Source organism: Corynebacterium sp. Marseille-P8863 (genome assembly GCF_946902955.1).
GTDB classification, from domain to species: domain Bacteria; phylum Actinomycetota; class Actinomycetes; order Mycobacteriales; family Mycobacteriaceae; genus Corynebacterium; species Corynebacterium gottingense.
This window is the reverse complement of record NZ_CAMPQC010000001.1, coordinates 216,708-242,954: the sequence shown is the minus strand read 5'-3', so window position 1 is coordinate 242,954 and position 26,247 is coordinate 216,708. Positions and strand designations below refer to the sequence as shown.

Annotated in this window: 31 protein-coding genes; 9 read left to right on the top strand and 22 right to left on the bottom strand. The window is 65.9% G+C overall.

The features are described 5' to 3' along the window. Positions 1–29: 29 nt before the first annotated feature. The 13 genes from eccB to secY form a co-directional block, all read right to left on the bottom strand. Positions 30–1,316: a type VII secretion protein EccB gene (gene eccB / locus OVO38_RS01215; RefSeq protein ID WP_267207550.1), complete on the bottom strand. Its 1,287-nt coding sequence runs from the start codon at positions 1,314–1,316 to the stop codon at positions 30–32. Positions 1,317–1,373: 57 nt separating this feature from the next. Next, positions 1,374–3,545 carry a DUF6541 family protein gene (locus OVO38_RS01210; RefSeq protein ID WP_267207549.1) on the bottom strand — a complete coding sequence of 724 codons (2,172 nt, stop codon included), beginning with the start codon at positions 3,543–3,545 and terminating at the stop codon, positions 1,374–1,376. A gap of 50 nt (positions 3,546–3,595) precedes the next feature. Beyond that, positions 3,596–4,447 carry a tRNA pseudouridine(38-40) synthase TruA gene (truA, locus tag OVO38_RS01205; RefSeq protein ID WP_267207548.1) on the bottom strand — a complete coding sequence of 284 codons (852 nt, stop codon included), beginning with the start codon at positions 4,445–4,447 and terminating at the stop codon, positions 3,596–3,598. 281 nt (positions 4,448–4,728) lie between these two features. After that, positions 4,729–5,205, bottom strand: coding sequence for a 50S ribosomal protein L17 (rplQ, locus tag OVO38_RS01200; RefSeq protein ID WP_095277866.1), 477 nt, complete (start codon positions 5,203–5,205; stop codon positions 4,729–4,731). 66 nt (positions 5,206–5,271) lie between these two features. Continuing rightward, on the bottom strand, positions 5,272–6,285 hold the full coding sequence (locus tag OVO38_RS01195; protein WP_095277869.1) for a DNA-directed RNA polymerase subunit alpha: 1,014 nt from the start codon (positions 6,283–6,285) through the stop codon (positions 5,272–5,274). A 114-nt stretch (positions 6,286–6,399) separates the two neighbouring features. Further along, positions 6,400–7,005 (bottom strand): 30S ribosomal protein S4, encoded by a 606-nt coding sequence (gene rpsD, locus OVO38_RS01190; protein WP_095277872.1) that lies wholly within the window; start codon positions 7,003–7,005, stop codon positions 6,400–6,402. Positions 7,006–7,032: 27 nt separating this feature from the next. Then, entirely contained in the window at positions 7,033–7,434 is a 402-nt protein-coding gene (gene rpsK / locus OVO38_RS01185) for a 30S ribosomal protein S11 (protein WP_095277876.1), read from the bottom strand. Between the two features lie 3 nt (positions 7,435–7,437). Next, positions 7,438–7,806, bottom strand: a complete 369-nt coding sequence (rpsM, locus tag OVO38_RS01180) for a 30S ribosomal protein S13 (protein ID WP_038588440.1) — start codon at positions 7,804–7,806, stop codon at positions 7,438–7,440. A gap of 179 nt (positions 7,807–7,985) precedes the next feature. Continuing rightward, entirely contained in the window at positions 7,986–8,204 is a 219-nt protein-coding gene (gene infA / locus OVO38_RS01175; protein WP_095277878.1) for a translation initiation factor IF-1, read from the bottom strand. A 183-nt stretch (positions 8,205–8,387) separates the two neighbouring features. Then, a complete protein-coding gene (locus OVO38_RS01170) occupies positions 8,388–9,248 on the bottom strand; it encodes a L,D-transpeptidase (protein WP_205691141.1) in 861 nt (286 codons plus the stop codon). A 59-nt stretch (positions 9,249–9,307) separates the two neighbouring features. After that, positions 9,308–10,099, bottom strand: coding sequence for a type I methionyl aminopeptidase (gene map, locus OVO38_RS01165; protein WP_095553376.1), 792 nt, complete (start codon positions 10,097–10,099; stop codon positions 9,308–9,310). 95 nt (positions 10,100–10,194) lie between these two features. Beyond that, a complete protein-coding gene (locus OVO38_RS01160; protein WP_095277884.1) occupies positions 10,195–10,746 on the bottom strand; it encodes an adenylate kinase in 552 nt (183 codons plus the stop codon). Then, on the bottom strand, positions 10,746–12,074 hold the full coding sequence (secY, locus tag OVO38_RS01155; protein WP_267207547.1) for a preprotein translocase subunit SecY: 1,329 nt from the start codon (positions 12,072–12,074) through the stop codon (positions 10,746–10,748). The genes OVO38_RS01160 and secY overlap by 1 nt, the downstream gene beginning before the upstream one ends. Positions 12,075–12,445: 371 nt before the next feature. Between secY and OVO38_RS01150 the strand changes: the two genes are divergently transcribed. The 4 genes from OVO38_RS01150 to OVO38_RS01135 all read left to right on the top strand — a co-directional run bounded on the left by OVO38_RS01150 (position 12,446) and on the right by OVO38_RS01135 (position 15,956). Next, positions 12,446–13,282 carry a MetQ/NlpA family ABC transporter substrate-binding protein gene (locus OVO38_RS01150; RefSeq protein ID WP_095547631.1) on the top strand — a complete coding sequence of 279 codons (837 nt, stop codon included), beginning with the start codon at positions 12,446–12,448 and terminating at the stop codon, positions 13,280–13,282. Next, on the top strand, positions 13,279–14,325 hold the full coding sequence (locus OVO38_RS01145) for a methionine ABC transporter ATP-binding protein (RefSeq protein ID WP_267207546.1): 1,047 nt from the start codon (positions 13,279–13,281) through the stop codon (positions 14,323–14,325). Before OVO38_RS01150 ends, OVO38_RS01145 begins: the two co-directional genes overlap by 4 nt. 2 nt (positions 14,326–14,327) lie before the next feature. Further along, positions 14,328–15,014 carry a methionine ABC transporter permease gene (locus tag OVO38_RS01140; protein WP_267207545.1) on the top strand — a complete coding sequence of 229 codons (687 nt, stop codon included), beginning with the start codon at positions 14,328–14,330 and terminating at the stop codon, positions 15,012–15,014. Between the two features lie 366 nt (positions 15,015–15,380). Further along, positions 15,381–15,956 (top strand): DUF6891 domain-containing protein, encoded by a 576-nt coding sequence (locus OVO38_RS01135; RefSeq protein WP_133064715.1) that lies wholly within the window; start codon positions 15,381–15,383, stop codon positions 15,954–15,956. Positions 15,957–16,032: 76 nt separating this feature from the next. Here OVO38_RS01135 and rplO read toward each other — a convergent pair whose 3' ends face one another. The 7 genes from rplO to OVO38_RS01100 form a co-directional block, all read right to left on the bottom strand. Continuing rightward, positions 16,033–16,482, bottom strand: coding sequence for a 50S ribosomal protein L15 (gene rplO, locus OVO38_RS01130; protein ID WP_267207544.1), 450 nt, complete (start codon positions 16,480–16,482; stop codon positions 16,033–16,035). Between the two features lie 7 nt (positions 16,483–16,489). Then, positions 16,490–16,675: a 50S ribosomal protein L30 gene (gene rpmD, locus OVO38_RS01125; protein ID WP_095277900.1), complete on the bottom strand. Its 186-nt coding sequence runs from the start codon at positions 16,673–16,675 to the stop codon at positions 16,490–16,492. 5 nt (positions 16,676–16,680) lie between these two features. Beyond that, complete coding sequence (gene rpsE / locus OVO38_RS01120) at positions 16,681–17,316, bottom strand: 30S ribosomal protein S5 (RefSeq protein WP_095547634.1); 636 nt, start codon at positions 17,314–17,316, stop codon at positions 16,681–16,683. 40 nt (positions 17,317–17,356) lie between these two features. Continuing rightward, positions 17,357–17,761, bottom strand: a complete 405-nt coding sequence (gene rplR / locus OVO38_RS01115; RefSeq protein WP_095277905.1) for a 50S ribosomal protein L18 — start codon at positions 17,759–17,761, stop codon at positions 17,357–17,359. 2 nt (positions 17,762–17,763) lie between these two features. Continuing rightward, entirely contained in the window at positions 17,764–18,300 is a 537-nt protein-coding gene (rplF, locus tag OVO38_RS01110) for a 50S ribosomal protein L6 (protein WP_095535298.1), read from the bottom strand. Positions 18,301–18,318: 18 nt separating this feature from the next. Then, positions 18,319–18,717, bottom strand: coding sequence for a 30S ribosomal protein S8 (rpsH, locus tag OVO38_RS01105; RefSeq protein ID WP_095277910.1), 399 nt, complete (start codon positions 18,715–18,717; stop codon positions 18,319–18,321). Between the two features lie 301 nt (positions 18,718–19,018). Then, positions 19,019–19,735: a DUF2786 domain-containing protein gene (locus OVO38_RS01100; protein WP_267207543.1), complete on the bottom strand. Its 717-nt coding sequence runs from the start codon at positions 19,733–19,735 to the stop codon at positions 19,019–19,021. A 151-nt stretch (positions 19,736–19,886) separates the two neighbouring features. Here OVO38_RS01100 and OVO38_RS01095 point away from each other — a divergent pair, with 151 nt between their 5' ends. From OVO38_RS01095 to OVO38_RS01075, 5 genes are read left to right on the top strand one after another with little or no spacing between them, the layout of a single operon-like run. Further along, positions 19,887–20,234 (top strand): DUF6457 domain-containing protein, encoded by a 348-nt coding sequence (locus OVO38_RS01095; protein ID WP_267207542.1) that lies wholly within the window; start codon positions 19,887–19,889, stop codon positions 20,232–20,234. Next, positions 20,221–21,063, top strand: coding sequence for a formate dehydrogenase accessory sulfurtransferase FdhD (gene fdhD / locus OVO38_RS01090; protein ID WP_267207541.1), 843 nt, complete (start codon positions 20,221–20,223; stop codon positions 21,061–21,063). Before OVO38_RS01095 ends, fdhD begins: the two co-directional genes overlap by 14 nt. 8 nt (positions 21,064–21,071) lie before the next feature. Beyond that, positions 21,072–21,536 carry a carboxymuconolactone decarboxylase family protein gene (locus OVO38_RS01085; protein WP_165765485.1) on the top strand — a complete coding sequence of 155 codons (465 nt, stop codon included), beginning with the start codon at positions 21,072–21,074 and terminating at the stop codon, positions 21,534–21,536. Between the two features lie 58 nt (positions 21,537–21,594). After that, positions 21,595–23,484: a GTPase domain-containing protein gene (locus OVO38_RS01080; protein WP_267207540.1), complete on the top strand. Its 1,890-nt coding sequence runs from the start codon at positions 21,595–21,597 to the stop codon at positions 23,482–23,484. After that, entirely contained in the window at positions 23,471–25,096 is a 1,626-nt protein-coding gene (locus OVO38_RS01075) for a GTPase (protein WP_267207539.1), read from the top strand. Before OVO38_RS01080 ends, OVO38_RS01075 begins: the two co-directional genes overlap by 14 nt. A gap of 255 nt (positions 25,097–25,351) precedes the next feature. Here OVO38_RS01075 and rplE read toward each other — a convergent pair whose 3' ends face one another. After that, on the bottom strand, positions 25,352–25,930 hold the full coding sequence (rplE, locus tag OVO38_RS01070; protein ID WP_095277921.1) for a 50S ribosomal protein L5: 579 nt from the start codon (positions 25,928–25,930) through the stop codon (positions 25,352–25,354). 1 nt (position 25,931) lies between these two features. After that, the gene (gene rplX / locus OVO38_RS01065) at positions 25,932–26,246 is read right to left on the bottom strand and encodes a 50S ribosomal protein L24 (protein WP_095277923.1); all 315 of its coding nucleotides are present in this window, start codon (positions 26,244–26,246) and stop codon (positions 25,932–25,934) included. Position 26,247 lies beyond the last annotated feature (1 nt).

Genomic DNA, 26,247 nt, shown 5'->3' with positions numbered 1-26,247 from the left:
TCTGCCACCGCAGAGTAAGAAGCTGCTTGCTAGTAGGTCGCTGTCAGCGCGGCCTCGCGAGTAAGCCGCTCGCCCGCCGGCAGCAGCTGCACGATCGACCACGGCACCTGCTCGGTCCGCGCAGCGCCCACGGTCTCCAGCGTTCCCGCGTCGGGCGCCTCGTAGCGCAGCCCGGTTTGGTCCACGACGTGGTAGCCGTGCCCGGTGTCCACGGCCACCGCACCACTCGGGAGGCCCGCGAAGCGGGTGGCGGGACCCTCACCGGACAGCAACACACTCCCCTCGAGCGCTTCGCTCGCAGGAACGTGAGCGGCCCCGCCGCTTTCGGTCGCGCAGGTCGCAAGCGCCCCATCAGCGGCATCAGAGCTATCTACCCCGGCAACCGCGCCCGCCGGGTCGAGGAATCGCACCAGGCGCCCGGGCAGGCGGATGTCCACCGCGGGCTCGGCGTCGGGCCGGTCGGCGACTGCTTGGGGTGTGAGTTCGGAGGGGATGGCGCCGACGTCGATAAGCATTTGTGCCTGGGCGCTGGTGATTTCCTGCACCCCGCGCGAGGTTTCCGCCCAGTCGCTGGTGCCGGTGCGGACCACGCGCGGCAGTGGGTTGGGTAGGGCGAACGGCGGGTGCTCGCGGAGCGCGCCGAGGACCGGGGCGGGCGGGCGCCAGCGCGGGGTGGTGGCGTCGATACCGAGCCCGCGGCGGAGCACGCGGCCTTCCGGGGTGGCCGGCGGCGGCAACTGCGTGCGGCCGTCGCGGGTGACCAGCCATTCGCGGCCGTCGACTTCGGCGAGGAGCGCGGTGTCCTCGGCAAGCAGGGGCGCCTGCGCGGGCACGGCGCGCACCACGACGGCGTCGCCGGGCGCGGTGCACGCCGCCCAGTGCGTGTCCTCGGCGTCCTCGGGGGCGAACACGGACGGTGCGACCCCGATCCCCACCGGCACGCCCCGGGCGAGCGCGGCCAGGTGCTCGTCGCCCGCGCGCACCGGTTCCTCGGGCCCGCCCACGATCAGACGGGCAGAGGTCAGATTGGTCACCGGGTGCACGGTGTCGTCCACGCGCGCGAACAGGCTGCCGTCCGCAGCGCGGATCACCGCCGCCTCGCCCGGGTCCGGGTTCGGGCGCATCCACGCAAACAGCCCCATCACGCCCGAGATCATCAGCACCGCCACTAGCCCGAAGATCATCGCGCGGCGGCGCGAGGACAGCGGGTCGTGGATCATGCGGATGTCGCCGAGAATCAGGCCGTGCTCCACCCTGCGCCGCAGGAACCGGTGCCCGGACACCTGCGTCTTTGTCGTTGGCAGCAAACGCGCCATGTGTGCATCCCCCTCCAGCGGTCTGAACCCGGCTCCCCCGAACCGGACCGCTTCAGGCTACTGCAAAGGCGCTGTCCCCGCAGCATAACCCGCCCCGCCATTCGCGGGCTCGAGCTGGTAGAGCGTGTCGGAGCCGTGCTCGTGGGCGTCGTCAATCATGCCCTCGAGCTCAGCGCGGGTGAACTGCTCGTTGACGGCAAAGATCACCACATCGCCCTTGCGGTAGACGGGCGTGAGGCCGCGCGAGGTCCAGAAGCCGCGCTGCATCTGCAGGCGCTCCAGCTGGATCGGCCAGAACGCGCCCGGGCTGAGCATGTAGAACTTGATGTTCAGCGCCTCCGCGCCCTCGTCCACAATGTTCTTCGCGGTCGGGTCGCCGCGCAGGCCCTCGCCGATCTCGCGGGCGGCCCAGTAGGTGATGTCCATGTTGGAGCCCAGCCCGCCGGTCGGCCACAGGTAGTGGCGCGACAGCGTGGGCAGCCCGTTGTACGCGTAGGCCCACGAGTGGCCGTCGGCCGGATCGCCCATGATCGTGCCGTTCCACGCCGCGGGCTGGGTGGCCAGCCAATCCCAGGCGGCGAGGTCATCGTCATTAACCATGCGGTCATCGTTGCGCCCGCCGTCAAACGCGCGCCGCTCGCCGTCCACAGCGCCGGCCTGCACCATCGGCGTGCCAATCAGGGCGAGCACCAGGGCAATGCTTATCGACGCCACCCCGCTCCCCTTCTCCCACCCCCGGGAGCCCAGCCGTGCGGCCACCGGCGCGAGCGTGAACAGGCGGATCATCACCGCGACCCCGATCGCCGCGCCGACCGCCACCGACAGCGCCACCGGGAAGATCAGGCGGTGCGCCGTGTTGTAGTGCAGGTTGCCCACCAGCGTGAGCAGCCCGGAAAGCGGGCCGCCCACCGGCGCGAGCGCGTTCGCCGCGATGGCAAGCCAGATGGCGTAGAACAGCGGGGCCCACACCTGGCGGCGCCACACCACCAGCGCCACCGCGCCCAGCCCCGCCAGCCACAGCAGCACGGTCGGGTCGAAGCCCGGGAACAGCTGGTGCACGTGCCGAGTGCCCATCGTGAACGCGGCCGCCCACCCGCTGTCCAGGTCCTCGCTCTCCACGGGCTTCCAGCCCGACACCTCCTCGGCCTGCGCCGAGCCGGCGAACACCTGCGGCAGGTACAGCACCGCGCCGATGATGCCCGGGGCCGCCAGCCACAACGTATCGCTGATTCGGCCGCGCTCGGGCGCGACCAGCGTGGAGGTCAGCCAGTACAGGCCCACGCCGATGACCACCACGGTCACCGCCGCCGGGTGGGCGGTGAGCACGCCGAGCAGCCCCACCAGCGCGGGCAGCGCCGTGATGCGCTCGGCGGGGACCCGCACGAACTGCCAGATGACCATGCCGGTCAGCGACATGGCGAACAGGTACGGCCACATGCCCACGTAGTCGCCGACCCAGATGAGCTGCGGGGCGACGGTCACAAGGATCGCCGCGAGCCCGCCCGCAATCTGCGCGGTCAGCCCGCGCGAACGCAGGAACGCAAAGGCCATGCACGCCGCCGTCGCCGGTAGCGCCAGCCCCGTCAGCACAATCATGCCGATGTTCAGCGTAGGGATCGGGTCCAGCCCGGCCACCTTGCCAAACATCGCGATGCCGGTGTGGAACGCCGACGGGTAGAGCAGCTGCGCGTGCGTCTCCACGTTCTGCAGCTCGCCCAGCCTGGTTGGCGAGGCAATCCCCTCATCCATGATGAAGCGCACGAGGTTGGCGTGCCACTGCACGTCCCACCCCTGGACGATGTTGTACACGCCGTGCGGCGAGCGCACGAGCCAGCCGAGGCGCTCGCTGATGAGCAGCCACGCGCCAACCACCACGCCCGCGGTGGGCAGCAGCCAGTACAGGTCCAGCAAGGTGCCCTTGCGCCAGTCCCCCGGGAAAAGCGCGCGCCGCCACGTCACGGCACCGCCGCGCCGCGCCTTGCGAGCAAACGCGTACCGCCACACCGCCGCCGTCGCGAACGCGACAACCAGGCTCACGCCGAGCGTCCACAGGTCCAGCGGCGCCGAGGTCAGCCCCCACACCCAGGCGCTCATGCCGAAGATGCCAAAACTCACCGGCAGCGCCGCAGCCAGCGCGCGCGGCCCCTTCGCGCCCGCGATGAGGTTGAACAGGAACCCGGGCAGCAGGAAGAACGGGACGGCAAACCACGCGGCCGCAACTGGTGTCATCGTTCCTCCTTGCTCTGATACTTCGCTAGCATTCTAGGCCTTTGGGTTCGCTACAGTGTGCGCCGGTCGCGCGTCGTCGCGATTCTTTCCGCAAACGCGCTCTCGTGCGGATAGTCCACCCGCGTCAGCGTCAGCCCGCGCGCCGGCGCCAGCGGAACCTCCGGGTTCCGCGCGCGCTCCCCGAGCAGCCCCGTGACCCACTCCGCTTCACGACGCCCCTCCCCCACCGTCAGGCACGCTGCCACCAGCGCGCGCACCATGTTCCAGCAAAAGGCGTCCGCGGTGATGCGCGCCTCGAGCACGCTTGCCGACGTCTCCGCCCACCCAAACTCCTGCACCTGCCGAATCGTCGTCGCGTGCTCCTTCGGCTTGCAAAATGCCGCGTAGTCGTGCAGCCCCACCAGCTGCGACGCCGCCTCCTGCACGCGCGCGAGGTCCACTGGCTTCGGCCACACGGCGATGTCGGTGCGCCGGGTCGGCACCGCACCCGCCGGGTTGGTGGTCACCTTGTAGGTGTAGGAGCGAGAAAGGGCGGCGAAGCGGGCGTCGAAAAGCGAGTTGACCTCGCGGACCCCGAAGACGCGCACGTCCTCCGGAAAGAGCTTGGCCAGGCGGCGCACCAGGCGCGTCGGGTCGCCGCCGAGCGAGCGCTGCTCGAGCGAGGCACGCGGGATGTCGGCGTGCGCGACCTGGCCGGTGGCGTGGACGCCGGCGTCGGTGCGGCCAGCGACGGTGAGCGTGATCGGCGTGCGCAGGACCAGCGACAACGCGTCCTCAATGGTGGCCTGCACGGTGCGCACGCCCGACGTTTGCCGAGCCCAACCGTGAAACTCTGTGCCGTCGTACGCGATGTCCAGCCGCACCCGCATCAGGTCCGGGTCGTGCTGCGCTGCGTCTTTCATTCGCATAAGGCTAGCAAACGGCGCTGGCGTGGCCGCGCGGCGTGCCCGCCGCCGGCCCCGCCGCCGGCCCATCACCAGCCCCGCCACCGCAGATACCGATACTAAGACCCCGAAGAGACGCCCCAAAACGGCCTTATCGGGTTCTTACTATCGGTATCTACCGAAACACACCGCGAACACACCGCGCGAAACGGGCCCGGAACGCGCAAAACGGCCCCTCCCGAACGAATCGGGAGGGGCCGCCGCGGGCCCGGAGGCGCGGGAGCTAGCCGTGGCTAGTCCTACTTCTCCTCGGACTCAGCCTCTTCGGCTGCCGGAGCCTCAGCGGACTCGGCTGCCTCGGCGTCTGCCTGCTTGGAAGCGGCAGCGCGTGCGGTGCGCTCAGCCTCCGTGGACGCGGTCTGCTCGAGGACGAGCGAGATCTGTGTCATCGGGGCGTTGTCGCCCGCGCGGTTCTCCAGCTTGATGGAGCGGGTGTAGCCGCCCTCGCGGCCCTCAAACAGGGGCGCGAGCTGGTTGAACAGGTAAGCAACGATCTCCTTGTTCGGCAGTTCAGCGGCGACTGCGCGGCGGTCTGCCACGGTGCCCTTCTTTGCCTTGGTGATCAGCTTCTCGGCGTAGGGACGCAGCATGCGTGCCTTCGCGTCGGTGGTCTTGATTGCGCCGTGCTGGAAGAGGGAGATAGCCAGGTTGGACAGAATGTGCTTCTGGTGGCTGGCGGACCCTCCGAGACGGGCACCCTTCTTAGGGGTAGGCATTTTCGTACTCCTCGTGTGCGTTAGTTGAGCGCGTGCTCTTACGTGTTACTCGGCTTTACGCGAGTGTTACTCGGTCTCATCCCCGCTGGGATCGACGAAGTCGCCGGTCTCGGCATCGTAGCCCTCGATCTGCGTCGGGTCGAAATCTTCCGGAGCATCCTTCAAGGTCAGGCCCTGCGAAGCGAGCTTGATCTTGACCTCGTTGATGGACTTCTGGCCGAAGTTCCGGATGTCCAGCAGCTCGGACTCGGTGCACTCTGCGAGCTGACCGACGGTGTGGATCTCCTGGCGCTTCAGGCAGTTGTAGGAACGCACGGTGAAGTTCAGGTCCTCGATCGGCGTGTTGTACGCGGCAATGAACTCGGTCTCCTGCGGGGAGGGGCCGATCTCAATGCCCTCGGACGCCGTGTTCAGCTCGCGGGCCAGGCCGAACAGTTCCACCAGGGTGGAGCCTGCGGAAGCCAGGGCGTCGCGCGCTGCCATGGAGTTCTTGGTCTCCACGTCGATGATCAGCTTGTCAAAGTCGGTGCGCTGCTCAACACGGGTCGCCTCAACCTTGTAGGCGACGCGGGTGACCGGGGAGTAGATCTGGTCGACCGGGATACGGCCGGGCTCCCCGCCCGCGTTGGGCATGGCCGGGACGTAGCCGCGGCCGCGCTCGACAACAAGCTCCATCTCCAGACGAGCCTGCTCGCTCAGCGATGCGATGTGCAGATCCGGGTTGTGGATCTCCACGCCAGCCGGCGGCTCGATGTCGCCCGCGGTGACGTTGCCCGGGCCCTCGACGGACAGGTACATAACAACCGGCTCGTCGGAGTCGGAGGACAGCACCAGGTCCTTGATGTTGAGGATGATCTCGGAAACGTTCTCCTTCACACCAGCGATGGTGGTGAACTCGTGGAGCACACCATCGATCTTGATGGAGGTCACGGCCGCGCCCGGAATGGACGACAGCAGCGTGCGGCGCAGGGAGTTACCGAGGGTGTAGCCGAAACCAGGCTCGAGCGGCTCGATGACGAACTTCGAGCGGTTGGTGTCGATGTACTCCTCGGTCAACTGCGGACGGTGAGAGATGAGCATGAACTTCTCCTTTATCGGCTCCCGCTATTTGAAGCCGGTAGGAACGGATGTGTTTGGAAGATTCCGCGCACGGAAGCGTCGATAAGCAATGAGCGCGGGGCGAAGCAACCTGGGTTACTTCGAGTAAAGCTCGACGATGAGCTGCTCCTGCAGGGGCACCTCAATCTGAGCGCGCTCGGGCAGCTGGTGCACGAGGATGCGCAGGGTGTCCGGAACGACCTGCAGCCAAGCCGGAACGACGGAGTCGAGCAGGTTATCCTGCGCGTCCTCGAACCAGAGCATGTTGCGGGACTTGTCGCGGACATCGATGATGTCGTACTGGGTGACCTTGTAGGACGGGACGTCGACGCGCTTGCCGTTCACGGTGAAGTGACCGTGGGAAACCAGCTGACGGGCCTGGCGGCGGGTGCGAGCCAGACCTGCGCGGTAGACGACGTTGTCCAGACGGGACTCCAGGAGGATCAGCAGGTTATCGCCGGTCTTACCCGGGAGGCGGTTGGCCTCCTCGTAGTAGCGACGGAACTGCTTCTCCATCACGCCGTAGGTGAAGCGAGCCTTCTGCTTCTCCTGCAGCTGGAGCAGGTACTCAGATTCCTTGATGCGAGCGCGGCCAGCCTGCCCCGGGGGGTACGGGCGACGCTCGAAGGACATGTCACCGCCGACGAGGTCGACGCGGAGGCGACGGGACTTACGGGTAGCAGGGCCGGTATAACGAGCCATGGTGTTTTACCTCTTTTCCTTTCTGCCTTAAACGCGACGACGCTTCGGCGGACGGCAGCCGTTGAACGGCTGCGGCGTCACGTCCGAGATCGAGGACACCTCCAGGCCGGCGGCCTGGAGCGAACGGATAGCGGTCTCGCGGCCGGAGCCGGGACCCTTGACAAAGACGTCAACCTTCTTCATGCCGTGATCCATCGCCTTGCGGGCGGCGTTCTCAGCAGCCATCTGCGCGGCGAACGGGGTGGACTTACGGGAGCCCTTGAACCCGACGTGGCCGGAGGAGGCCCAGGAGATGACAGCACCGTTCGGGTCCGTGATGGACACGATGGTGTTGTTGAAGGTGGACTTGATGTACGCGTGGCCAGCGGCCACATTCTTCTTTACGACGCGACGACCGCGGCGCGCGCCGGAACGAGTCTTCGGAGGCATATGTTACTTCTTCTTTCCTGCGATAGTCTTCTTCGGGCCCTTGCGGGTACGCGCGTTGGTCTTGGTGCGCTGGCCGCGGACGGGCAGGCCACGACGGTGGCGCAGACCCTGGTAGGAGCCGATTTCAATCTTGCGGCGGATGTCAGCCTGCACCTCACGACGCAGGTCGCCCTCGACGGTGTAGGAGGACTCGATTGCGTCGCGCAGGGCTGCGAGCTGATCGTCGCTCAGGTTGTCCGTGCGCAGGTCAGGAGAAATGCCGGTCTTCTCGAGCAGTTCCTTGGCACGGGTAGCCCCGATGCCGTAAATGTAGGTGAGCGCGATCTCCATGCGCTTGTTGCGCGGGAGATCAACACCAGCGAGACGTGCCATGTGGCTACGTTCCTTTCGGGTTGTTACGGTGGTTTTCTCCCTACCCGCCCACGCCAAACAACGCTTTGTCCGGACCGAGCCGGAGGATGGGTTGAGACTCGCGCGGCTCCAGCCACCGTGGCCGGAGGTAGTCGACGCCGCGGGCAAACCCGCGCGTCTGGGCAAGGAGGCTTACGTAGTTACTTGTAGCGGTAGGTGATACGACCCTTGTCCAGGTCGTACGGGGAAAGCTCCACGACGACGCGGTCCTCAGGAAGGATGCGGATGTAGTGCTGGCGCATCTTGCCACTGATGTGGGCAAGGACTTGGTGCCCGTTGTCGAGCTCGACACGGAACGTTGCGTTCTTCAAGGGCTCGATTACGCGGCCCTCAACCTCAATTGCGCCTTCTTTTGCCATTCAATCCACTTCCTACAGCCCCGCGTTTCCGCAGGTACTAGTCGTATTTCACGTGTGCTACAGAGCGCGCAGACGGAATGCCTGCACACCAAACGACTATGTTAGCCAACTACCTGCACAAACACAAACCCCGCCTCCATCAAGTGGAGAGCGGGGCTTGACGCTTATCGACGCTACGTTGTTCTAGTAGACGTAAACCTTGTCGCCGATCTGCAGATCGTTGAAGTAACGCTGCGCGTCAGCGCGGTACATGCGGACGCAGCCAGCGGACAGGATCGACGGATCGCCCTGATGGAAGGCGATGCCGTTGTTGGTGAAGTAGGTGGCGTACGGCATCGGCGCGTTGTTGAACTCGTACGAGATCTCGTCCTTCACCTTACGGTTGACGTAGAACGTACCGCGCGGGGTCTCCTGACCCGGGCGGCCGGGTCCGACCAGGTCGGCCGTGTAGTACATCTCCCCGTTGTTCTGCAGCCAGGAGCGGCGGCCATCAACGTCCACGCACGCCTTCGCGTCCTTCGGGCAGGAGCCGTAGTCAAAGGCCGGGGCCGGTGCCGGTGCGGGCTGCTCAGCCGGGGCGGGTGCCGGAGCCGGGGCCGGAGCGGGGGCAGGTGCCGGAGCCGGCTTCGGCTTCGGGGTCCGCTCCTCGATCAGGCCCGGGAACAGCGCCTCAACCATCTGGTCGATGGACTCCTTTGCCTGCGCGGGCAGGTCCGGGTTCAGTGCGGCCAGGCTGTCTGCCTGGGTGCGCAGGGTGGTGCGCAGGTTCCATGCTGCGTCCCGCACTGCCTGATCGGCACTTGTGCCCAGGTTCTGCAGCTGGATGTTCGCGCTCTTCAGGAAGCCGTCCAGGCCGGCTTCGGAAGACAGCGAGGCGAAGGAAGAACCCGCATTCGGCGCGGGCTGCGGAGCCGGTGCGGCCGGGGCCGCGTTGGCTGCGATCGGGTTGGCGGCCAGGGAAGCAATGACGCCTGCAGCGGCGGCAACGGCAGCCGCACGGCGCTTGGTTGCCGACGGCTTTGCGTGGCGGGGTTGGTAAGACATAGACAGCAGTTTAACTACTTCCGCCAAGTTTTGATAGTCAGGCACGCATAAACGGTGTGTTATTTGCGCGGGGTAAGCACCCGCGGCCCGTCGGAGGTCGCGGCGACGGTGTGCTCCCAGTGCGCCGCAGGTGACCCGTCGGCGCTGACGACCGTCCAGCCGTCGCCAAGCACATAGGAGTCATACTCTCCGCCGAGAATGAGCATCGGTTCGATCGCCAGGACGGATCCCTCCTGGATGACCGGCCCGTGGTGGGGGCGCCCCTCATTGGCCAGGAAGGGTTCCTCGTGCATGGTGCGGCCGATGCCGTGGCCTCCGTAGCCGTCAAGGATGCCCACCACTACTCCGAAGCGGTCCTCGGCGGTGCAGGTCGCCTGCTCGAGCGCGGACGATACGTCGGTGAGGCGATTGCCCGGACGCATCGCCTTCATGCCCTGCTCCAGGACCCACTCGGTGGCCTTGTTCAGCGCGTCTACCTCCGGTGCCAACTCACCAATGCCAAAGCTCAGCGCAGAGTCGCCGACCCATCCGTTGAGCGTGGCACCGCAGTCGATGGAGACGAGGTCGCCCTCTGCAAGCACGACGTTCTCGCTCGGGATGCCGTGCACCACCACGGCGTTCACCGAGGCGCAGATGGAGCCCGGGAAACCCTGGTAGCCCAGGAACGTGGGTGTCGCGCCGTGGTCGCGGATCACGGACTCCGCGATCCGGTCCAGGTCGAGGGTGCTCATTCCTGGCCGGGCGGCGGCGCGGACCTCCGTCAGCGCTTCGCCGACGATCCGGCCGGCGGCCTCCATGGCGTCGAGTTCCGCTGGTGTCTTGGCGGGAATCTTGCGTCTTCTGAAACCCATCGGTCGGGCCTTTCTTCGAGTTCTTGGGGCAGTAGGTGCTGTGCACAGAAAGAGGGCCGGTGCGCCACGCACACCGGCCCTCTTCGTTGTCCCCCCTACTTCAGGTTTTGCAGCTGCTCCATCGCGCGGGCATTGATCTCATCAACGTCGCCGACGGCGTCGATAGAAATGATCTGGTCGCCGTAGTGGTCGATCAGCGGCGCAGTCTCGTCACGGTAGACGGAGAGACGGGTGCGGATCGTCTCCTCGTTATCGTCGGCGCGGCCGCGGGCGAGCATGCGCTCGACGACAACATCCTCGTCGACGACGAAGTTGAGCACGCCGTCCAACTTCGTGTCGGCCTTCTCCAGCAGCTCGGTGAGGATCTCCGCCTGCTCGACGGTGCGCGGGAAGCCGTCCAAGAGGAAGCCATTCTTGGCGTCGTCCTCCTGGAGGCGGGACTCGACCATGCGCGCGGTGACGTCGGTAGGCACGAGCTTGCCGGCGTCGATGTAGCTCTTCGCCTCAACGCCGAGCGGGGTGCCCTCGCCGATGTTGGCGCGGAACAGGTCACCGGTGGAAATGTGCGGGATCCCCAGCTTTTCGGAGAGGATCGCCGCCTGGGTGCCCTTGCCGGCACCGGGAGGGCCAAGAAGTACGAGACGCATTATCGCAGAAGTCCTTCGTAGTTGGATTGCAGGAGTTGGGATTCAATTTGCTTGACCGTGGTCAGGGCCACGGACACCATAATCAGGATAGCCGTGCCGCCGAACGCGCTCATACCCATGCGGCCGGAGCCAGCCAGACCGGCGTCGAGCGCCAGGTTCGGCAGGATCGCAATCACAGCGAGGTACAGCGAGCCGACCACCAGCAGACGGTTCATCACATAACCGAGGTACTCCGCGGTCGGGCGGCCCGGACGAATATCCGGAATGAATCCACCGTACTTCTTCATGTTCTCAGCCTGGTCAACCGGGTCGTACTGCACGGAGACGTAGAAGTACGCGAAGAAGATGATCATGATGAAGTAAGCCACGATGTACTGCCAGGAGCCCGGGTTCTGCAGCCACGCCATGACGTGGTTCATCCACCAGTTGTCCGGCGGGGTCGGCTTGTTCATGTTCACGATCTGGGTGATCAGCACCGGCACGTACATCAGCGAGGATGCGAAGATGACCGGGATCACGCCGGCCTGGTTCACCTTCAGTGGCAGGTAGGTCGCGGTGCGGCCGTACTGACGGCGGCCAACGACGCGCTTGGCGTACTGCACCGGGATGCGGCGCTGGCCCTGCTCGATGAAGATGATGCCCACGACGAGCACGATGATGGCCGCGATAACCACCGCGAGCGCGACTCCGCCGGAGTTCTGGAAGATGATCGCACCCTCGGACGGGAGCTTGGTGGCAATGCCGGCGAAGATGAGCAGGGACATACCGTTGCCCACACCCTTTTCCGTGATGATCTCGCCGAGCCACATGATGATGATGGCGCCCGACGTCATCACAATGATCATCACGATGAGGGTCCACACATTGCGGTCCTCAACCAGCACGGGCATACCCTGGCCGAGCAGCTGCTCGCGGTCAGCCAGCGCGACGATGCCGGCGGACTGGAGGAGCGCCAGCGCCACGGTGAGGTAACGCGTGTACTGCGTCATCTTTGCCTGACCGGACTGCCCCTCCTTCTTCAGCTCCTCAAACTTGGGGATCACCACGGTGAGCAGCTGCACGATGATAGACGCCGTAATGTACGGCATGATGCCGATGGCAAAGATGGACAGCTGCAGGAGCGCGCCGCCGGAGAAGAGCCCGATGATGGAGAACATCGTCGCCTGATCGCCCTGGGAGATCTCCTCCAGGCGAGAGTGGATCAGGCCGTAATCCACGCCTGGCGTGGGGATCTGGGCACCGACGCGGTACAGGATCATAAGGGCGAGCGTGATCAGGATCTTGCGGCGTAGATCCTGATCTTTAAACGCCTGAAGAATAGCGGACACAAAGCCTCCTGGCTCCCACTGCAAAAAATAAGCAGGAGATTGCGAACAGTATGAACTACGAGCCGCCCTACCTGCCAAAAGGCATGCTAAAGCTCACCCGTACATATTTGACCCCACTACCCTAGCAGCCCATCTTGCGAACACTCGACTCGCATGAGGCTTAGCGGGTTGCTCCAATGTCACCACAAGGAGATTCGCACCTTTCTGGCACCTTTCCAGCCCAGGCACAGCTCGCCCCATTCGGCTGCGGGGCCGAGGCGTGGCGTCGATAGGCATCGAGCCCCGCCGATAGACAACTCTGTCTTGAATTTCTGGACCGATAGGTTTAAGGTACTGATTTGTCGAGATTAATCCTGATCGAAAGGACTGTCATGCTGAAGAAGTTTGCAGCACTGACCACAGCCGCCGCACTCACGCTGGGGCTGACCGCTTGCTCGGGCGAGTCGAGCGACAACACCACCGCCGAGGGTGACCTGGAGACCATCCGCGTGGCCACCTCGCCCGGCCCGTACTCGGAGCTGTTCGAGGACGCCGTTGGCCCGATCCTGGAGAAGGAGGGCTACAACGTCGACTACCAGTCGTTCACCGACCTCACCCAGGCCGACACGGCGCTGGCCGAGGGCTCCGCGGATCTCAACGTGGACCAGCACACCGGCTGGATGAACGTGTTTAACAACGAGAAGGGCGCGGATCTCACCTCCATCACCGAGGTCCCGACCGTGCCCGCTGGCGTGTACTCGGAGCAGCACCAGAGCATCGACGAGGTCGCCGATGGCCAGTCCGTGGGCGTCCCGATGGACGGCTCGAACAAGTCGCGCGCCCTGCACGTGCTTGTCGACGCCGGCTGGATCACCCTCCGCGACGACGCCGACGAGACGCTCGTCTCCGAGGCCGACATCGCTGAGAACCCGCACAACCTGGACATCCAGCCGATGGACTCGGCAAACCTGTCGCGCTCCCTGCCCGACCTGGACTGGGCCGTGATCCCGGGCTCCATGTCCTACTCCGCGGGCCTGGACCCGAACCTGCAGCTCTTCCAGGAGAACCTGCGTCCGGAGCTGATCCTCGTGGCCGTGACCACCGAGGACAAGGCCGACAAGCCGTGGGCGAAGGCCGTGGCTGACGCCTACCGTTCCGACGAGTTCAAGGACTACTTGAACGAGCACAACGAGAACAATTACTGGTTCCTCCCGGAGTCGCTGCAGTGACCGGCCCCGCCGTCGCCTTCGACCACGTCTCCAAGGTCTTTGATACCTCCGGAGGCACGTTCACCGCGCTCGACGACATCACGTTCGCCGTCCCCACGGGCGGGATCTTCGGTGTCGTCGGCACGTCTGGTGCGGGCAAGTCCACGCTGATCCGCACGGTCAACGGCCTTGAGTCGCCCACCTCCGGCACCGTCACGGTGCTCGGCCGCCAGCCGTCCGAGCTGAGCCCGAAGGAGCTGCGCGAGCTGCGCCGCGAGGTCTCGATGGTCTTCCAGAACTACAACCTGCTGGAAACCAAGACCGTCGCGCAAAACGTCGCCACTCCCCTGCTGCTGTCCAAGACGCCGAAGGCGGAGATCACTCGCCGCGTTAACGAGGTCCTCGAGCTCGTCAGCCTGACCGACCGCGCCGACCACAAGCCGCGCCAGCTTTCGGGCGGGCAGCGCCAGCGCGTCGGCATCGCCCGTGCGCTGGTGACCAATCCGAGCATTTTGCTTTGCGACGAACCCACGTCCGCCCTCGACCCGCTGACCACCACCCAGATCCTCGACCTCCTGCGCGCCATCAACGCCGAACTCGGCGTGACCATCCTGCTCATCACGCACCAAATGGATGCTGTCGCCCGGCTCGCGGACTCCGTTGCGGTCTTGGATTCCGGCAAGCTGGTCGAGTCCGGCCCCGTCGCGGAGGTCTTCGCCGCCCCGCAGGCGGCATTGACGCAGCGCTTCGTCGAGACCGTGATCCCCCGGGAGATCCCCGAGAGCGTTCGGGCCACTATCGACGCCAGCGCCTTCGACCAAGTGGTCCAGCTCATTCACTCCGGGCGCGCCGCCTCCGGCGTGTTCACCGAGCTGATCAACCGCTTCGGCCTGGACGCGCAGCTGCTGTCCTCCTCGGACGCCGACCTCGCCGGCACGACCGTCGGCGCGACCGTGCTCGGCCTTCGCGGCGGCGCCACGCAGGACGTAGCCGACGCCGTGGCGTGGCTGGAAGGGCTCGAGGGAGTTTCCGTCAATCGCATTCGTAGCGGAAAGGACGCATAACCATGGATCAGCTGAACTCCTGGTGGCGCGGCACGACAGGGTCGCGCGTGACCCCATCCATGTACATCGACTCGTTTGGCGAGACCGTCTACATGGTCGGCATCGCGCTCTTCGTCGGCGCCCTCATCGGCATCCCACTGGCGCTCGCCCTGGTGATCACGCGCCCGGGCGGGCTGAAACCGAACCCGATTGCCTACGGCGTCCTCAACGTCCTGGTCAACGTGGTTCGCTCGCTGCCGTTCATCATCCTGCTGGTGGCGATCTCGCCCTTCACCCGCGTGATTGCCGGCACCGCAATCGGCACCACGGCGGCGCTCGTGCCGTTGACCCTGTACATCGCGCCATTCATCGCGCGACTCATCGAGCAGTCGCTCCTGGAGGTCAACCCCGGCATCACCGAGGCGGCCGACTCCATGGGCGCCACGATGGGCCAAACCATCCGGCACTTCCTGCTGCCGGAGGCAAAGTCCTCGATCATCCTCGCGGTAACGACGGCGACCGTCGGTCTCATCTCCGCGACCGCCATGGCCGGCACCATCGGCGGCGGTGGCGTTGGCGACCTCGCCATCTCGTACGGCTACCAGCAGTTCGACTCCGTCGCCATGCTCACCACCGTGATCATCCTGATCGTCGTGGTCCAGGCGATCCAGTCCATTGGTAACCGTCTCGCGCACCGCGCGAGGGCGTAGCTGGCTCTCCGGTGATGCGGCCTGTGCCTTCCGCGCTACATGACGAGAACCGCATGACGAGAAGACTGGGAATGTCTGCGTGTTTGTCATCGTGTTCTCGTCGACTAGCTGGCAACGCCGCCTCGAGCGCAGACAGCGCCAACAGGAACTCGTCCCTGCCTGTCCCGGAGCCTAAACAGCGCAACCTGGAGCTCGTTCTCACCCACCCGGGGCCTAAACAGCGCAACCAGCACTTCGTGAAACCCCGATCGGGGACCGATAATCGAGCTCCTGCTTGCGCTGTTTAGCCGTGCCCAGCGACCTGCTCTGACTTGAACGCGCCCAACCCGTGGCCACCGTACCCTCTTTTCGCTACACTGCAGGGGCATGAGCCCCCACGCCATGACCAAGAGCAAATTCCCACCCGCCGACGGCGTCTACGAGGCAGACGAAACCACCAGCCAGATTTCTCTCCTGCTCTGCCACGGATGGCACCGCGATGAAATCACCGCGTGGTTGGAGGACAACATGGACTCCGACCCAACACCCCTGGTAGAGGAAGTCAGCGCAGAATACGCCCGCCTCGTGCCGGAGGCCTCCGAGGACGCCAAGCGCATCCAAGCTCTGCACGAGGCGCTAGCAAAGCGCAACATCTCGTTCTCCTTCGACGAAGGCTACACCAAGGACGAAGCGGTCGAGGACGGCGGCACGCACGCCGAAAAGGCCGGCCACCGGGGCTATGCCTACTGCACCCAGCAGGATGTGGACAGCGTCATCCACATCGGGCTCCTCTACTTCGGCTTCGGGGATTATGAAAACCCAAGCCTGGAAACGGATGCCGAAGTTGCCGCCCTAGTAGTCGAAGCGCTCAAAGAGGTTGGCCTCAGCCCAGTGTGGGACGGCAACGCAAACGCACGCATCATGTGCGAGGACCTTGTGTTTGAGCTGCCGCTAAACCTCTAACCCTCAACGCAAAAAGCCCGCCACCCCTTAAAACAAGGGGTGGCGGGCTCGAGCGTTCTCGGCTCGGAAAAGGCGCTTACGCCTCAGTGACGGAGCCGCCGGCAGCCTGGATCTTCTCGGCTGCGGACTTGGAGAACTTGTTCGCGGTGACGTCGAGCTTGACGTCGATCTCGCCGTTGCCCAGGACCTTGACGGGCTGGTTCTTGCGAACCAGGCCAGCTGCAACGATGTCCTCGATGGACACGGTGCCGCCGTTCGGGAAGGCCTTGGCCAGGTCGTTGACGTTGACAACCTGGAATTCGACGCGGTTCGGGTTCTTGAAGCCCTTCAGCTTCGGCAGGCGCATGTGAAGCGGCATCTGGCCACCCTCAAACGCTGCGGAAACCTGGTAGCGAGCCTTCGTACCCTTGGTACCGCGGCCGGCGGTCTTGCCGCCCTTGCCGGCTTCACCGCGGCCTACGCGGTGCTTCGGCTTGTTTGCACCCTTTGCCGGGCGCAGATCATGAAGCTTGATGATGTCAGCCATGTGCTATCTACTCCCCTGCAACTTCTTCAACGGTGACAAGGTGACGAACCTTGAGCACCTGGCCGCGGGTCGCGGCGTTGTCCTTCTTGATCACGGACTGGCCGATCTTGCGCAGGCCCAGAGCCTCGAGGTTCTGGATGGTCTGCGGCTTCTCGCCGACCTTACCGTGGTGCAGTGTGATCTTCAGTGCCATTGTGCTTACGCCTCCTGTCCTGCGCGTGCGCGCAGCATACGGGCCGGGGCAACGTCCTCGACGTCCTTGCCACGCTTCGCGGCGACCTCTTCGGGGCGCACCAGTTCCTTCAGGCCGGCAACGGTTGCCTGAACGACGTTCAGGGCGTTGTCGGAACCGAGGGACTTGGCCAGGATGTCCTGGACGCCTGCGCACTCGAGCACCGGGCGGACAGCGCCGCCGGCGATGACACCGGTACCGGGAGCAGCCGGGCGAAGCATAACGACGCCCGCAGCTTCCTCACCCTGGACCGGGTGCGGGATGGTGCCGCCGATCATCGGGACGCGGAAGAAGTTCTTGCGAGCTTCCTCGGCACCCTTCTGGATTGCGGCGGGAACTTCCTTCGCCTTGCCGTAGCCGACGCCGACCATGCCCTGGCCGTCGCCGACCACAACGAGTGCGGTGAAGGACATGTTGCGGCCACCCTTAACGGTCTTTGCGACGCGGTTAATGGTGATGACGCGCTCGATGTACTTGTCGCGCTCGTCGTTCTGGTTGCGGCGGTCGTCGCGGCGGCCGCGGCCACCGCGCTCGTTCTTGTTGCCTTTGTTGTTCTGGTTGTCGGCGGAGCGTCCGCCGTCACGCCGTTCACGTTCGGCCATTACGCGATCCTTCCGTTGATGGTGATGGTTGCGGTGATCATTAGAACTTCAGACCACCTTCACGAGCTGCTTCAGCAAGAGCCGCAACGCGGCCGTGGTACTTGTAGCCGCCGCGGTCGAAGACGATCTCTTCGATGCCAGCTGCCTTGGCGCGCTCCGCGACGAGTGCGCCGACCTTGGCTGCCTTGTCCTTCTTGTCCCCGTCCAGGTTGCGGACGTCCGGCTCCATGGAGGAAGCGGCCACGAGAGTGTGGCCAGCCAGATCGTCGATGACCTGCACGTGGATGTGGCGGGACGAGCGGTGCACGACGAGACGCGGGGTCTCCGGGGTGCCACGCAGGGTCTTGCGGATGCGGTTGTGGCGACGTGCGCGAGCCTCGCGACGGCGGGACGAGATGTCCTTGCCAATCGGGGTGCGCTTGGTGTTCTCTGCAGTATTGCTCATGATTACTTACCCGTCTTTCCGACCTTGCGACGTACCTGCTCGCCCGCGTAGCGGATGCCCTTACCCTTGTACGGGTCATCCTTACGCAGACGGCGGATGTTCGCCGCAATCTGGCCAACCTGCTGCTTGTCGGTACCTTCGATCGAGAGCTTGGTGTTGCCGTCGACAGCAAAGGTGATGCCTTCGGGCGCCTCAATCAGGATCGGGTGCGAGTAGCCGAGGGAGAACTCGAGGTCCTTACCCTTCTGCTGCACGCGGTAGCCGACGCCGAAGATCTCCATGTTGATCTTGTAGCCCTCGGTCACGCCGATCACAAGGTTGTTGATCAGCGAACGCGACAGGCCGTGCAGCGAGCGGTTCTTGCGGTGGTCGTCCGGGCGGGACACCACAATCTGGTTCTCCTCAACCGCAACGGTGATCGGGGCCGGAACCTCGACGGTCATGGTGCCCTTCGGGCCCTTGACCTCGACGGTCTGGCCGTCGATCTTGGTTTCAACGTTGTTCGGGATTGCGATGGGTGCGTTACCTACACGCGACATAGTCTTTTCAACCTCCCTTTACCAGACGTAAGCGAGGACTTCCCCGCCTACACCCTTCTCTTGGGCCTGACGGTCGGTCAGGAGACCGTGGGACGTGGAGATGATGGCCACGCCCAGGCCTCCGAGGACCTGCGGCAGGTCGGTGGACTTTGCGTACACGCGCAGACCCGGCTTGGAAACGCGGCGCAGACCAGCGATGGAAGCCTCGCGGGTCGGGCCGTACTTGAGGTCCAGGGTGAGTTCCTTGCCCACCTTGGTGTCCTCAACCTTGTAGTCAGCGATGTAGCCTTCCTGCTTCAGAATCTCGGCGATGTTCGCCTTGAGCTTCGAGGACGGCATGGACACGCTGTCGTGCTGCGCATTGTTTGCGTTGCGCACGCGGGACAGCATGTCCGCAATCGGATCAGTCATGGTCATAGTGAGTGACCGGTTCCTTTCTCGTTGCGGTTCCCTAAGCCCACCTGACCCTGAAAGGTCGCGTTTGCCGTGTGGTCTGTCGGGGGCTACTTCACGCTCCCCACGCTCAGTAACGTGGGGCGCTCGCCGCCTCCCTTGCACGCGGTCCGCATTCTGGCGGGGGGCCTGCAACAAAGTTGGATGTACAGTTGGTCTTTCGGCTTGTGCTCCTCACACAAGTCCGACCGATAAGCCTATACCTTGCGCCACTTCCAGGGCAAATCGCTTTTCGACGCCCACTCGCCCCCACCCAGCCTTCACCTTAGAACGGCAACGCGGGCCGCGCAGCGACGCGCGTCTGCCCGATGTCGGAGGCATCGCCCGCTTGCTGCCCCTGAATGTACGCAGCGGGGTCAAAGGAACGGTTCGATGAGTCGGCGTGGATGTACAGGCCGTGCGCGGCGGCGAATTCCGCCTGGGCGTTGCGGGCCTGCTCGGCATCGTCGATAAGCGCCAGCGCATACTCGCTCGATGACTCGGTGACGCGATGCTCTGCCTCGGCGAGGCGTTGGCTGATACGGATGGCGTAGCCCGTCATGTACGAGCGGCGGGTGACCACGATGGATTCCGCAAGACTCGTGGCCCTGAGCTGGCCGGCGCCGTCCAGCATGACCACGCGGAGCATGGAGTACAGCAGACTCACGCGCTCGAGGTGGCTCTCCAGCCCGAACACCGTGACCTGGTTGACGCGCGTGGAGTTGTAGACGCGCTGATAGAAGCCGACGCAGTGCAGCGCCTGCGCGATACAGAGCAGGAGTTTTGCCTGCATATCGGTGTATGTTCCGGCGATCTTAAAGATTCGGTAAGTCGCTGCCTTCTCCGCTTCCGGCTGCGACAAGTCGCGCTCGGAAAATCCGTACGCGGCCATCAGGTCAAAGGCCTTCGCGTAAAACGAGTCCCCTTCGGGTGTCCCCTCGCGATCTTTAGCCTGGTTGAGCAGCTTTTGCACACGCTCTTTCACCTTGGTGTTGTCTTGCATTGCCATTGCCTTTCGGTTATTTTGTCCGGTACGGTTATTTTTACTACACTTCGTTTGATCCCGCTACCCCGATGGGAATCCGCGAATGGCCAGACCGCGCTCCGCATTTGACGCAACGCGCTATCCTGGCCCAACACCGAAAGGAGAACTCATGGCGAAGGACGATGCACTGCACACCACCCACGAATGGCTCGCCGCCGTGGCGAAAGAACTCGGCGTCGCGCCCGAGGCGGTGCGCTCGCTAGTGGGCGACGTACTGGACCTCACCGCCGCTGTGGCCCACAACGGGCCGTCGCGCCCGGCGGCGCCCACCACGGCATTTCTTGTCGGGCTCGCGGCGGGGCAACAGCTGGGCCCAGACGCCACGCCGGACGCGACAGAGTCGGCGACCCGCCAACTCATTGAGGCGACCACGCAGCTGCTCGAGCGTTACGACAACAGCGACAACAGCGACAAGAACGAAAACGACGGGAGCGACGCGGGCGATGAGCAGGATTAACCAGCGCTTCGCCGTCACCAAGGTCACCCTCGGCGACGGCGAGCAGGCGGGGCGGGTGTTCACGGACACCCGCACGGATACCGTCACCACCGAGGAGCCGTTGGAAATCCGCGCCGGCGGGGAGACGCTCACCACCACGATGCGCACCCCGGGCCACGACGTGGAGCTCGCGCACGGCTGGTGCTACGCGGAAGGCCTGATTACCGCGCCGCAGGATGTGCGCACGGCCCGCTACTGTGCAGGCGCCGTCGGATCTGGCGGCGAGAACACCTATAACCTGCTTGACTTGGAGCTCGCCGAGACGGCAAAGCCGGTCACGCCGGAGTTCATCCGTCTCACCCCAACTACCAGCGCGTGCGGTGTCTGCGGCACGCAGTCTATTAGCGAGCTGCTGCACAAAGTCCACATGCCCATCACCCCGATCGAGCTAGACCCAGAGCTCGTGGTGACGCTGCCCGACGCGCTGCGCGCGGAGCAGAAGCAGTTCAGAAAGACAGGCGGGATCCACGCCGCGGGCGCGTTCGACCTTGCGGGCAACCCGATCGTCGTGCGCGAGGACATCGGCCGCCACAACGCCGCGGACAAGGTCATCGGCCACCTGCTGCTGGAGGGCCGCCTCCCCGCGGACGACATGGTGCTGGTGATGAGCTCGCGCGCCTCGTTCGAGCTCGTCCAAAAGGCGGCCATGGCGGGATTCCCCGCGCTGGTGGCGGTTTCCGCCGCGTCGTCGCTGGCAGTGGAGCTGGCGCGCGAGACCAACATGGCGCTCGCAGGCTTTGTCAGGGACCGTCACTTTAACCTGTACGCCGGCACCCTCGCTTCGGTATGATCCCCAGCATGACCGCGCGCGAAGTCCCCCAAGAGATCATCGACATGTTCTACCCGCCCATGCAGTACATGCGGGAGAAACTCGACCCCGATTTCGGGCACCTCGCCGCCGTCCGCGCCACCGCCATCAACGGCTGCACGGTCTGCACGGCCATCCACCGTCGCAATGCCCGCGAGCACGGTTGGAGCGAGGACTACATCCTCAAGGTCGAGCAGTGGACCCGCCACGCCAGCGAGTTCAGCGAGACCGAGGCGCTCATCCTCGAGCTCGCCGATACGATCACCGAGCTCGATGACGCCCCTGATTCCCTCCCGGACGACCTGTGGAACCGCGCGCTGGACACCCTCGGAGAGGAAGTCACCCGCGCGCTCATCGTGGGAATTGTGGGCGTGAACAGCTACAACCGCCTCGGCATCGCCTTCAAGCAGGACCCCCGCGACGTCGCGCGCGTCACCGACTTCGACCTTCAGTAGCCCAACCGCACCGGCAGCGCACCCGGCGCTATGCCAAGGTTGTGCCAAGATGGTGGGCGTGAATACGCCCACCTCCCCCGCTCCCGCCGACGGGACGGATGCCGCCGCCCTGCTCGGCGCCGTCCGTGACCTCCGCGATGCGGTCGCCGACACCGACGTCCCCACCGACAGCGCCGCAGCCGCCGACGCCCGCGCCGTGGTCAACCAGTTCGACGATTACATCCTGCCCCGCCTGAGCAACCTCGACGCGCCACTGCTGGCCGTCATCGGCGGCTCCACCGGATCCGGCAAGTCCACGCTGGTCAACGGGGTCCTGCAGGAGCACGTATCCAACCCGGGCGTGATCCGCCCGACCACCCGCCAGCCGATCCTGGTAGCCAACCCCGCCAACGCGGACTGGTTCAACTCCCCGGAGGTCCTGCCCGGCCTCGCCCGCTCCCACGGCGCCGGCGACGAGCAGTCCACCACGCTGCGCATCGTGCGCACCGAACAGATCCCCGAGGGCCTCGCGCTTGTCGACGCCCCCGATTTCGACTCCATCGACGACCACAACAGGGCCCTGGCCTCCCAGCTCTTGGCGGCCGCGGACCTGTGGATCTTCGTCACCACGCCCGCGCGCTACGCGGACCAGCTGGTGTGGAACTTCCTCAACGACGCCGCCGGCCGCGGCATCGAGGTGGTCGTGGTGCTCAACCGCCTCGACGAGTCCTCCGCCGAGACCGTCCCCGCGGACCTGCGCCGCATGATGGACCAGGCCGGGCTGACGGGCGCGACGGTGTTCACCGTCCCTTTCGTCACCGGCACGGACGAGTTCCTGCCCAACGAGGTGGTCGCCCCGCTGCGCGACTACCTGTCCACCCTGGCCAACGACACCGCCGCGCGCCGCGACGTGGCCGGGAAGACGGTCGCGGGTGCGCTGGCGGGGGCGCTCGGGCGCGTCGACAAGCTCACTGCTGCCCGCGAGCAGCAGGAGGCGTTTGCGAACCAGCTGGACCAGGCGATTTCAGAGCAGTACCGCGCCGCCAGCCAGCACGTCATCGAGGCGACCAGCGACGGCAAGCTCCTGCGCACCGAGGTCATGGACCGCTGGCAGGACGTCGTGGGCACCTCGGACGTCTTCCGCGGCGTCGAGCGCTGGTTCTCCCAGGCAGTAGACAAGGTGGGCAGCTTCTTCACGGGCCAGCCCGCCCCGCTGCGCGAGGTGGAAACGGAGATTGAAACCGGGCTGCACGCAGTGCTTATCGACGCCGCCGAGACCGCCGCCGCACGCTCCTGGTCCCACGTCGGCACGGTCGCCCCGGAGCTGCGCGCCCAGGCGGACTCGTCGCTGGCCCGCGCCAGCGCCACCGTCTCCGATGACGCGGCCCGCCTCGTCCGCGACTGGCAGCAGGCCATGCTGGAACGCATCCAGGACACCGCCGGCCAGAAGCGCCAGCGGGCACGCGCGATGTCGCTGGGCCTCAACGTGCTCACCGTCGCGCTGATGCTCGTCGTGTTCGCCTCTACCGCGGGGCTGACCGGCGGCGAGGTCGCTATCGCCGGCGGTTCCGCAGTGGTGGGACAGAAGATGCTGGAAGCCATCTTCGGCGAGGACACGGTGCGCCGCATGGCAGCCGAGGCGAAGGCCGACCTCAACGAGCGTCTCGAGGCGCTCATGGAGGCCGAGCGCAACCGCTACCGCGACGTCACCGCCCCGCTGCACCGTGGCGCCACCGCGGACCAGCTGCGCGAGGCGGCAGGCCAGGCCCGCGCGCAGGCCAGCGCCCGCTTCCCGGAGGCCCTGCCCGCCCCGGCGAACCTCCCGGCGGTTGCGGGCGGTGAGGGTGGCGTCGACAAGCAACAAAGCTCCGGCGAGGCCGACTCAAAGCTGCGCGGCCTCCTGGACCAGCTGCGCGGCACGTTCACGCGCCCGGACGGGCAGGACGGGGGCACCGATGGCGCTGTTTAGCTCGAAGGCACCGCTCGGCGAGCGGCTCGACGCGCTCGGGCAGGCCGCGGAGATCGGCCGCCCCTACCTCTCCCCCGCGCAGCGCGAGCGCCTCGAGAAGGTCGCCCGCGCCGGCGCCGAACGACGCGCCCTGTCTGCCGAACACACCGTCGTCGGCTTCTTCGGCGCGACCGGCTCGGGCAAGACCTCGCTGTTCAACGCCATCGTCGGCGAGGACCTGGGCAAGGCCGCCGCGCGCCGCCCCACCACCTCCTCGCCGCTCGCCGCGGTGTGGGAGCCCGTGGGCTCCGAGGAGCTGCTCGACTGGCTCGGCGTGGAAGACCGCCGCGCCCGCGGCGGCGAGTTCGCCCCTGGCGCGGGCCCGCTTATCCTGCTCGATCTGCCAGATTTCGACTCAGTGGAGGCTTCCAACCGCGCGATTGCGGAGCGTCTCGCCGGACAGGTGGACGTGCTTGTGTGGGTGTCTGACCCCGAAAAGTACGCCGACAGCGTCATCCACGAGCAGTTCATCCGCCCCCACGCGGACCACGCCGCGGTGACCCTCGCGGTGCTGAACAAGTCGGACCTGCTGGCCGAGGGCGACATCCCCACCGTCAGCGCCTCCTTCAAGGGCCTCTTGCTTGACGACGGCCTCTCCAACGCCCACGTCATCCCCACCTCCACCCGGACCGGCGCTGGCCTCGACGATTTACGCGACGCCATCACCCGCGTCGCCCGCGCCCACACGGCACAGTCCGCCCGCATCGAGGCCGACATCCACTCCGCCACCGCGGACCTCATCCCGGCCGCCTCCGGCAAACAGCTGGCCAAGCAGGAGAAGCAATCGCGGCCGGACAAGCACGCGAAGCGCGACATGGACGCCACGCTCGCCGAGGCGACGAGCGCCGACCGCATCGCCGACAAGGCCGCCGCGGCGTACCGCAAGCGCCTGCACGAGCGCACCGGCTGGCTGCTAACCTCCTGGATCACCCGCTTCCGGCCGGACCCGCTCAGACGGATGGGCGTGCGTGACGACGCCGACGAGCTCGGCGTTCACCGCTCCTCCCTCCCGGAACTGGACGCCGCCTCGAAGGCGGTGTCCAACCGGGGCGTGCGCGAGTACGCGGAGGCGGTGTCGCAGGGGTTGCCGCCCCAGTGGGCCGTCGCCGTGTCGGATCGGGCCGGTGGGGTCGCCGAGCAACTCCCCGCGGAGCTCGACCGCGCCGTCGCCCGCACGCGCGTCCCGGCGCAACCGTCGAAGGCGTGGTCGCTCCTCACCTTGATCCAGTGGCTCGCGCTCGTCGCCGCGCTCGTCGGCGTCCTCTGGTACTTGCTTGTCGCCCTCGTCCCCGGCGTCCTTACGCCGCTGCTCGGCGGCGACCTGGTCCCGGACGTCGAGGGCTGGCCCATCCCCACCCTCCTCATCATGGCGGGGCTGCTCACCGGGCTGGTGATCGGCCTGGTCAGTGCCGTGTTCGGCGGGGTGCTCGGTTCCGGGGTGCGCAGGCGCACGAAGGCGGCGCTGCGGCGAGAGATCGCCGTGGCCAGCGAGGACACCGTGGTGGCACCGCTCGGCCAGATCCGCGAGGACTACGCCCGCTTCGCCGACCGGGTGGCGCTCGCCCGCGGGTAGGCGGCGCGCTCTCTCCCTACGGCGGGCGCTTTGTCGCGTCTCTTGGGGCGCCCCCGAATGACGAGAATGCGTAAAATTTCCCGCGCAGCCAACGGCCTAGACCGCGCCACCTGGTGAAACGCGGCGCCCCTCCGGGAAACGTCAGAAATCTCTCACACCCAGTAGGCGCCCTCCCAATGCGCTGCCACCCCACCAACGCGAAAATGCCCCCGGCTCCAAGCCGGGGGCATCGTCGTCAAGCGATCAAGCAAGCGCTTATGCGCGCTTCATCTTGCCGTCCTTGTCGGCGAACGGGAAGCCGAGGTGCGTCAGCAGCGCGCGACCCTCGTCGTCGTTCGTCGCGGTGGTGACGACGGTGATGTCCATGCCGCGGACGCGATCGATCTTGTCAATGTCGATCTCGTAGAACATGGTCTGCTCGGTCAGGCCGAAGGTGTAGTTACCTGCACCGTCGAACTGCTTGTCGTTCAGGCCACGGAAGTCGCGGATACGCGGAAGCGCGACCGTCAGGAGACGGTCCAGGAACTCCCACATACGGTCGCCGCGGAGGGTGACCTTCGCGCCGATCGGCATGCCTTCACGGAGCTTGAAGTTAGCGATGGACTTCTTCGCGCGACGAATCTGCGGCTTCTGGCCGGTGATCGCGGTGAGGTCCTCGAGTGCGCCGTTGATGACCTTGGAGTCACGCGCGGCGTCGCCAACACCCATGTTGACAACAATCTTGGTCAGGCCCGGGATCTGCATGACATTGTCGTAGCTGAACTTCTCGTTCAGCTGGGTGCGGATCTCGTCCTGGTAGCGGGTCTTCAGACGCGGGGTGTAGTTCTCGCTCATGCTAGATGTCCTTCCCGTTCGACTTGGCTACGCGGACCTTGTTGCCGTCCTCGTCAAAACGGTAGCCGACGCGAGTCGGGTTGCCGTCGGAATCCAGAACCATCACGTTGGACACGTGGATCGGTGCTTCCTGGGTGACGATGCCGCCGGACTCGGCGCCGCGCTCGTTGTACGAGTTTGCAACGTGCTTCTTCACACGGTTCACGCCCTCGACGAGGACCTTGTCACGCTTCGGGTAGGCCTCGATGACCTTGCCCTGCGCGCCCTTGTCCTTGCCAGAGATGACCTGGACCATATCGCCCTTCTTGATCTTCATA